5 protein-coding genes and 3 pseudogenes (1 of these 8 cut by a window edge) are annotated in these 8,062 nt (G+C 60.2%); 5 read left to right on the top strand and 3 right to left on the bottom strand.

Annotation, left to right across the window (positions count from 1 at the left end; all coding sequences use genetic code 11):
• Both ACZ1II_RS00265 and ACZ1II_RS00260 read left to right on the top strand, forming a co-directional pair.
• Positions 1–941: pseudogene (locus ACZ1II_RS00265) on the top strand (IS3 family transposase); it begins 199 nt to the left of the window's first position.
• Between the two features lie 155 nt (positions 942–1,096).
• Positions 1,097–1,441 (top strand): annotated as a pseudogene (locus ACZ1II_RS00260) (transposase); the annotation flags it as partial.
• A gap of 235 nt (positions 1,442–1,676) precedes the next feature.
• On the opposite strand, the pseudogene ACZ1II_RS00255 reads toward ACZ1II_RS00260, so the two are convergent.
• From ACZ1II_RS00255 to ACZ1II_RS00245, 3 genes and pseudogenes are all read right to left on the bottom strand, one after another.
• A pseudogene (locus ACZ1II_RS00255) lies at positions 1,677–1,889 on the bottom strand (IS110 family transposase); the annotation flags it as partial.
• Between the two features lie 386 nt (positions 1,890–2,275).
• Positions 2,276–4,357, bottom strand: a complete 2,082-nt coding sequence (locus ACZ1II_RS00250; RefSeq protein ID WP_465143842.1) for a TonB-dependent siderophore receptor — start codon at positions 4,355–4,357, stop codon at positions 2,276–2,278.
• A 461-nt stretch (positions 4,358–4,818) separates the two neighbouring features.
• A complete protein-coding gene (locus tag ACZ1II_RS00245) occupies positions 4,819–5,730 on the bottom strand; it encodes a LysR family transcriptional regulator (protein ID WP_465143841.1) in 912 nt (303 codons plus the stop codon).
• A 114-nt stretch (positions 5,731–5,844) separates the two neighbouring features.
• Here ACZ1II_RS00245 and ACZ1II_RS00240 point away from each other — a divergent pair, with 114 nt between their 5' ends.
• From ACZ1II_RS00240 to ACZ1II_RS00230, 3 genes are all read left to right on the top strand, one after another.
• On the top strand, positions 5,845–6,597 hold the full coding sequence (locus tag ACZ1II_RS00240; protein ID WP_465143840.1) for an SDR family NAD(P)-dependent oxidoreductase: 753 nt from the start codon (positions 5,845–5,847) through the stop codon (positions 6,595–6,597).
• A gap of 328 nt (positions 6,598–6,925) precedes the next feature.
• Positions 6,926–7,144, top strand: a complete 219-nt coding sequence (locus tag ACZ1II_RS00235) for a hypothetical protein (protein ID WP_465143839.1) — start codon at positions 6,926–6,928, stop codon at positions 7,142–7,144.
• Between the two features lie 332 nt (positions 7,145–7,476).
• Positions 7,477–8,028: a porin family protein gene (locus tag ACZ1II_RS00230; protein WP_465143838.1), complete on the top strand. Its 552-nt coding sequence runs from the start codon at positions 7,477–7,479 to the stop codon at positions 8,026–8,028.
• Positions 8,029–8,062: the final 34 nt, after the last annotated feature.

Genomic DNA, 8,062 nt, shown 5'->3' with positions numbered 1-8,062 from the left:
AGCCCACTGTCGATGTCAAAACGCTGCATGCCAAGATCGGTGAACTGACGCTGGCGAATGATTTTTTGGCAGGCGCGCTCGGCAAAGCGGGTCTGTTGCCGAGCGCAAAGCGATGATCGATCGGTCACACAGCCTGCCGGTGGCGCGTCAGGCTCGGGAGCTGGGGATCAGCCGGAGCAGCGTGTATTACCTGCCAGCGCCCGTGTCTGCCACCGACCTGGGCATCATGCGGCGTATGGATGAATTGCATCTGGAATACCCGTTTGCGGGCAGCCGGATGCTGCGCGACCTGCTGCGCCAAGAGGGCACCGCGATCGGCCGCTGCCACGTCGCCACCTTGATGAAGAGGATGGCGATCGAGGCGATCTATCGCCGGCCCAACACATCCAAGCCCGCGCCTGGGCACAAGGATCTATCCGTATTTGCTGCGGAAATTGCCGATCACGCGGCCCAATCAGGTGTGGGCAACTGACATTAGCTACATCCCCATGGCCAGAGGCTTCGTCTATCTAGTGGCCATTGTCGACTGGTTCAGCCGCAAGGTCCTGAGCCACCGCGTGTCGATCACGATGGAGGCTGACTTCTGCGTCGAGGCGCTGGTGGAAGCGATCGCCCGCTACGGCAGGCCCGAAATTTTTAACACGGATCAGGGCAGCCAATTTACCAGCATGGCCTTCACCAGCGTGCTGCTGCGCGAGAAGATCGCCATAAGCATGGACGGCAGGGGCGCCTGGCGCGACAATGTCGTGGTCGAGCGCCTATGGCGGTCGGTGAAATATGAGGAAGTCTATCTCAAGGCCTATGCCACGGTCAGCGAAGCGCGGGCGGGAATTGGCCGATATTTGCGCTTTTACAATGAGAAGCGACCACATTCCAGCCTGGCCGCCAGAACGCCCGACCAAACCTATTTTGACAATCTGCCCACGACAATGGCAGCATGACTTTGGCCGCCGGCGGTGGGCCTCATTCCAGTCGGGCTACGCCCTTCTTCCATGACACCCACCGCCGGCATATGAAAACGACAACCCGCAGACGACCCACTTATCCGTGGCCAAATGCTGTTCAGCCTAACTGGGCCACCTCTCACCCGCTTTCGATGGATTTGCGCTCGCGGCTTTTGGCAGCGATCGATAACGGATTGAGCTGCCGGGCGGCGGCGGCGCGATTTGGGGTCGCCCCCTCGACGGCGATCCGTTGGCATGCGCTTCGGCGCGACACGGGCGCCTTTGCCGCCAAACCGCAAGGCGGCGACGTGCGTTCGCGCCGGATCGAGGAGCGAGCGGCGGAAGTCCTCTCTGTCTGGGAGGCGCGGAAGCACATTTCGCTGGAAGAACTGCGGGTGGAGATGGCCGCAGCCGGACTGATCGTCTCGGTAGCGGGATTTCATGGGTTTTTCGTGCGTCGGGGCATGGCGCGCAAAAAACGTATGGCCCGCCCCGTTTGCAAGTAGGATTTTACGGTGTTCTGATCAGTCTGCGTCAACATATACGGTCTCACGGGATAGTCCTGTGGCCAAGATGGACATCCGCACGACTGGAGCCACAATAAAGACACCGGCAGCAAGTGCCATTTTTTTGTCCGGGCTTTCCAAACGCCGATTGACTGTCAGGCCATCTTCACGATCCTTCCTGCAAACATCGTCGGGCTACGCGCGCAGAAGCACGCAGCCGATTCGTTTATGCCGCTACTGGATAGCAGCGTTCGAAGTTCGTTTCTTTGCGAAGGGCTGCCCAAGCGATCCGCGCCAGCTTGTTAGCCAGTGCGACGACGATGGCGTTGCGGTGAGCTCCTCGCTCGATCATTCCTGTCAGCCAACGTCCCAGCGGAGTTTCACTGCGCGCCAGTGATGGCAATGCTGCTCGGGCGCCATGGATGAGCAAAGTGCGCAGCCTCATAACAGAAGTGAAGAGTGGCTCCGCGTTTTGCCAGCTTGGCCACCATCGACGCGACCGATGTCGGTTCGGATGAGATATCGCCAAAGAAACGCACTTCGCCGTTCCGCTCCTTTTCCGCGACCGCAACCGAAATCTTCGCTTTCGATGTATCGAGTCCGATGAAGAAGTTCGCTATACTCGCGCATGGTTCGCCCTCGCCTAAGCATGGGGATAGGCGTCGGCCTTTCCGGCGTAACCCCCGTTTCCTCCTTACTCCGAGGGCGGGGCCAACTTCACCGCACGAAGATACGGTCTAGGGGCTACTCAATCTCGGGTATGATCGCCGAGGCGATGGATGCCACAGTGCGCTGCTACAGTGCACTGTGGCAATCGAAGCAGGTTCAGAAACGGTAGCCGATCGATCCCATCACGTTACGGGGAGCCGCCACAAAGCAGTCGCCGCGGGCCAGGCAGGAGGCGTACTGAATCTCGTTGAGCAGGTTCGTCGCGTTGACCGAGAAGCGCCAGTTTTCCCAGGTGACTTCTGCCAGAGCATCGACGTTCGTGCGCGAAGGCGTGACGATGGACCAGATCGCGCTGGTCGAGCGGCTCTTGCCGTTATAGGTAACGCCGGCGCCAAGACGCAGCTTTGCCTCGCCCGGCATGCCGAAGGTTTTCGTCGTCCAAGCCGAGGCGACATGGCGCGGCATGTAATCGAGGTTGGTGTCGGTTTCCGACTTGAGCTTGTTATAGCCGTAGTTGAGCAGCAACTCGAAGTTGCCAGGCAGCGTGTGGTTCGCCTCCACTTCGATGCCCTTGGTGTTCAGTACACCCGACTGGGTGGTCGCGTTGCCCGCCAGATAGAGCACGCGGTTTTGCTCCTTGATCTTGAAGGCGGTGACGGTGACGAGTGTGCGCGGCTCGGGCTGCCACTTGACGCCCACTTCATACTGCGTGCCGGTCAGCGGTTTGTAGGGATCGCCGATAGTGCCGTCGGAGTTCCGGATCGAACCGGCCTGCGGAAGGAAGCTCTCGGTATAGCTGAAGAACGGTGAGAAACCCGCGCCCAATTCGCCGATGATGCCTGCACGGAAGGTGGTGGCGTTGTCCTTGGCGCCGGACGAAGATGTCACGCGATCACGGCGGCCGCCCAGAACGACGGAGACGCGGTCGAACGCGCGAATCTGGTCCTGCACGTAGACGCCCAGTTGCTTCTGGGATTCGTTGGAGAAGGGACCTGTGGGATCGTACGTCAGCAGAGCGTCGTAATCGATGTCGTAGAGGTCTACGACCTCCGAACCACCGGCGTAGCGCTTGCCAACCTTGTTCCAGCTGTAGTCGATTCCGGCAAGCAGCGTATGCTCGATGTTGGCGCCGGTGTTGAATTTGAATTGGACGTTGTTGTCGGTCGAGAAGACGTTCATCCGTGCGTCGCTGGCATCGGCGATCAGGCCGATGGTGCGTCCGTCCGTACCGTAGACCGAGTAGGGATTTGTCGGGTTGGAATAGCTGTCGGCATAGTGCGTGTTATATTCGAGGTCGCTGTCGATGTAGCGCGCCTTGAGACTGATGCGGACCTTGTCCGAGAAGTCATGGGTGACGGCGGCGCCGCCCTGCAGGGAGCGACCGGCATAGCGGTCCCATCCTGCCTTGCCGACAAAGGTGTAGGGATCGAGCCGGCCGTCCGGATTGGCCGGATTGGGGCGGAACGTGCCGACGATCGGCAGGAACTGCGAGGTCGAGCCGGTGTCGTCCTCCTGATAGAGGCCCGTCAGCACGACGTTTGTGTCGGGTGTGGGCTGCCAGCGGATCGAGGGTGCGAACATCACGCGATCGTCGGGGACGTGATCGACGTAAGTGTCGGCGTCACGGACGCGGGCGACGGCGCGGATCGCCAGATTATCCGCCAGTGCGAGATTGACGTCGCCCATCGCTTCCTTGCGGTCGTAGCTGCCGTACACGACATTGAATTCGCCGCGCGTCTGGAAGTCCGGGGTCTTGGAAACGAGGTTGACGATGCCGCCGATCGAACCCTGCCCGAACAACACCGAAGCAGGGCCGCGCACGATCTCGACGCGCTCGAAGTTGTAGGGGTCCGAGGTGATGCTGGCATAGTACGAGAAGACGTCGCGCATGCCGTCTCGGAACTGCAGAGCGTTGATTCCCCGCACCCGGAAGCCATCGACGCGGGTGTCGCGGCCATAGGCGTTTGCGAGCACGCCGGCAGCGTACTTCACGGTATCGCTGATGCTGATCGCACCCTGTGAAAGGTACTGTTCCGAGGTGATGACGGTAAGGGGCTGCGGAACCTGAATGAGTGGTGTTTCGGTCTTGGTGCCCGAAATGGCTCCCGTAACGATGATTTCGTCACCGTCCGCCACCGCGCCCGAATTTTCGGGAGCTGCTTCCTCTGCATGGGCGGTAGCCGTCATCACGGCGCAAACGGCAACCCCGCATAGCGTGATCGAACGAGTGGAAATCATATGCACCCCTTTTTGCGACTAAATCTCAATAAAGGGCGCCGATAGCGCTATTGCGAATTATTGGCAACATGGTCCGCAATATGGCTAATAGCTGTGCTGTTTGCGCAACGCTGCGGGCTATAAGACCAGTTCACTTGATGGAGCGACGCCAGACGGCCGTGATCGTCGCCAGCTTTCTGCGCGCGTGTCCCGGCATCTTCCGTGCACAGCGCCATCAATTTGTGCTCTGTGGCTGCTTTACATGCAAACGGCCATTTGCGGTTATGTTAGTTCATGTTCACAAGAAGGATTTCCAAGGATGTTGAATTCTGATCCAGAACTTCTGTTTGTAGGAAGCGAAGGTTGACGGAGACGATCTGAAGGATGACGAACTGAATTGATCGAGGACAATTGGCTCAGGGCGCCGATTGGTGTCAGGCCTCTCGGGCGGGTGGGCGATGGCCCCCTGAGTTCGTCCTAACTTAATCCTGAGGTGTCGGCGCGACGACTTCACGGGGAAATCCTGCCGCGAGATGATCGATCAAAGCGCGCACGGCGGGAGGCAATCCCCGGCGCGTCGTGAAGACCAGATGCACGATTCCCTGAAGCCCGCGCCAGGCAGGCAGCACATGGACAAGCTTGCCGGCGAGTAGTGCGTCCCGGCAGACATGGTCGGGCAGGATAGCGATGCCGAGTCCGTCAATGGCCGCGTTGCGCACTGCGGCCATGTCGGTGCAGCCCATGCGAGGCTCGACCCGCATCACATGCTTGCTGCCGTCCCCCGTCTCCAGATGCCATTCGAGATCGTCTGCGGCGTCATGGGTCGCCAGTGTCGGAAGTGTCGCGAGTTGGGCCACTTCCGCAACCTGGCTTGCCAGTTGAGGGCAGGCCACGAGGATACGGGTTGATCGGCCGAGCGACCGCATGGTGAGGGCAGCATCGCTGGTCAACGCTGCGCGTACCCGCAGGGCGACATCGATCCGCTCCTCGATCAGGTCTACTGCGCGGTCCGTTGCCACAAGCTGCAAACGCACCTTGGGATAGCGGGTGAGGAAAGAGGATATCAGGCCCGTTATGGGCTCGATCATGCCGGTGGGGCAACTGAAGCGGATGCGGCCGTGGGGTTCCGCCTGCGCCTGCAGGACCAATGCTTCCGCTTGCTCCGCCTCGGCCAATATGGCCCGGCATCGTTCGTAGAAGGCGAGTCCCGTATCCGTTACGCGGAAACGCCTGCTCGACCGCTCGATCAGGCGCAGGCCGAGGCGTTCCTCCAGCCCTGCGATGCGGCGGCTCAGCTTGGACTTCGGCTCCCGCAGAGCGCGTCCCGCCGCCGCAAAGCCGCCATGCGCCACCACTTCGGCAAAATAGGCATAGTCATTCAGATCGATCCGCATCAGCGTTCCTCCAGTGGAACGCTAAGTGCCACATATGCTGACTACACGCATCATCGTTCTAGGAGCATCTCTTAAGGGCAACGGCGCTTCGCTGAAACATGAAGGAGACAGACGATGACGAACAAATTCAACAACAAGGTGGTGGTCGTGACCGGCGGCACGAGCGGTATCGGGCTGGCGACGGCAAAGGCTTTCGCGGAAGCGGGCGCCTCGGTCTTCATCACCGGGCGGCGGCAGGAGGCGCTGGATGCTGCCGTAAAGGCCATCGGCGGCCGCATCACCGGTGTGCAGGGCGACATGGCCAATCTGGTCGACATCGACCGGCTTTATGATGCCGTCCAACAGAAGCATGCACAGATCGACGTCGTGTTCGCCAATGCGGGCGGCGGCGAGATGCTCCCGCTCGGTTCGATCACCGAGGAGCATTATCAGAGCACCTTCGACACCAATGTGAAGGGCGTACTCTTCACCGTCCAGAAGGCGCTGCCACTCTTGAAGGACGGGGCTTCGATCATCCTCACAAGTTCGACCACCAGCATCTCGGGCACGCCTGCCTTCAGCGTCTATTCCGCGACCAAGGCGGCAGTGCGCAACTTCGCCCGCAACTGGATCCTCGATCTCAAGGATCGACACATTCGCGTGAACGCCATCAGCCCCGGCGTCACGGAAACTGCCGGTCTCGATCATCTCTTTGGCGGCAGCGAGCAGGCGCAGGGGACAAAGGACTACCTCGCCAGCCTGATCCCGATCGGCCGAATCGGCCAGCCCGAGGAGATCGCCAAGGCCGTGCTGTTCCTGGCCTCCGATGATGCCAGCTTCGTCAACGGTGTCGAACTCTTTGTCGATGGCGGTCAGGTGCAGATCTGATCTTCGATCTCGAAGGCCGGATGGCAGTTGCCTCGCGCGGCAGATCGTCCGGCTTTCGGTCATTCGGTTGGAGACAAGGGAAAAGCGGACTGGCCACCAAGGAATGGGGGCGAAAAAGGAACGGCGGATGTGGTCAATCGCCGGGCCTTTCGTTCCGCGAGGCTTGCGGTTGAGAATGGGGCGCAAGAATCAGATGAGGCCGGCTTCGATTGATCAGGATCAGGACTCATTCTGGATCTCGAACTGCAGGCAGCGGGCGATGGGAGCGCAAGGTCTGACCTGCTCCCCGTAAACTATTCCGAATTTGGTGAGAAATTCTCGGTTAGGTTTGGCGAACGCCGAACAAGGGAAGCCGTGGATGAAAACGTCGAGATTCAGCGAACAACAGATCGCGTTCATTCTCAAGCAGGCTGAGGACGGAACGACCGTTGAGCCGCGCGGATGCGAACCGCCGAAGTGCAACGATAACCGGCGACCAATCCCGCTGGGCGGCGTGATCAACCGTTTCGTCAAGTCATTCTGGGGGCAGAGTTGGGCGCGGACATGAGAATCTTCAGAAAAGCCCCCCCCGGCGCCTAGAGCAGGATTGTGAACCTTTGGCGACATTGCCGCTGCGTCTGGCGTAACGAGGCTGCGTACGCGGCATGCGTGCCCGTGACGAATTCGATCCTTCGTCAACTATACGATGGGCTTGATCCAATACTGCCAAAGTCGGCTGGTGATCGTGCCTAGCTCATTACACGTTGAGTCGGTGATGGCAGGTCTTGGAACTAAGAAACCCAAACAATGGCATAGGGCAAACCTTGGGATAATCCCGCGGCCTCGTGGCGGTACCTATCTGGCTTTCAGACCGATGGTCCCAACATGAGGAGAATGAATATGTCCAAGCGTTTCGTCATTGTGCCGGCTCTGGTTCTGGCTGCCGTGGCAACCCCGGCACTGGCGCAGGAAAGCGGTGATTTCACCGGCCCGCGCATCGGCGTGATCGGCGGCTGGGATAACGTGCAGCACAGCGGCGACAATGCCTCGGGCTTCACTTACGGCGCGACCGCCGGATACGATGCCGCCATCGGCCCGGTCCGCATCGGCCCGGAAGTCGAAATCAGCGATTCCACCCAGAAGAAGAAGTTTGGCTCCGGCACGACCCGCTATACCGAGCGCGCCGACCGCGACCTCTATGCCGGTGCCCGCATCGGCTATGTCGTCTCGCCCAGCTTCCTGCTTTACGGCAAGGTCGGCTACACCAATGCCCAGTTCACGATCCGGGAGGACGGCAATCACCGTGACGACCGTTCGGGCGTGCGTGCTGGTGTCGGCGGCGAATATGCCGTGACCCCCAACCTCTACCTAACCGGCGAATATCGCTACTCGAACTATTCGGGCAGCTACTCGCGCAATCAGATCCTCGGCGGCGTCGGCGTCCGGTTCTGATAAAAAACGGCAAGGAAGGGCGCGAACCTACGCG

This window comes from Novosphingobium sp. BL-S-20, from assembly GCF_055521635.1.
This window is presented reverse-complemented; position numbering and strand designations above follow the sequence as displayed.

Coding starts and splice junctions, on each gene's coding strand:
- ACZ1II_RS00250 (WP_465143842.1), bottom strand. CDS start 4,357: ATGATTTCCACTCGTTCGATCACGCTATGCGGGGTTGCCGTTTGCGCC.
- ACZ1II_RS00245 (WP_465143841.1), bottom strand. CDS start 5,730: ATGCGGATCGATCTGAATGACTATGCCTATTTTGCCGAAGTGGTGGCG.
- ACZ1II_RS00240 (WP_465143840.1), top strand. CDS start 5,845: ATGACGAACAAATTCAACAACAAGGTGGTGGTCGTGACCGGCGGCACG.
- ACZ1II_RS00230 (WP_465143838.1), top strand. CDS start 7,477: ATGTCCAAGCGTTTCGTCATTGTGCCGGCTCTGGTTCTGGCTGCCGTG.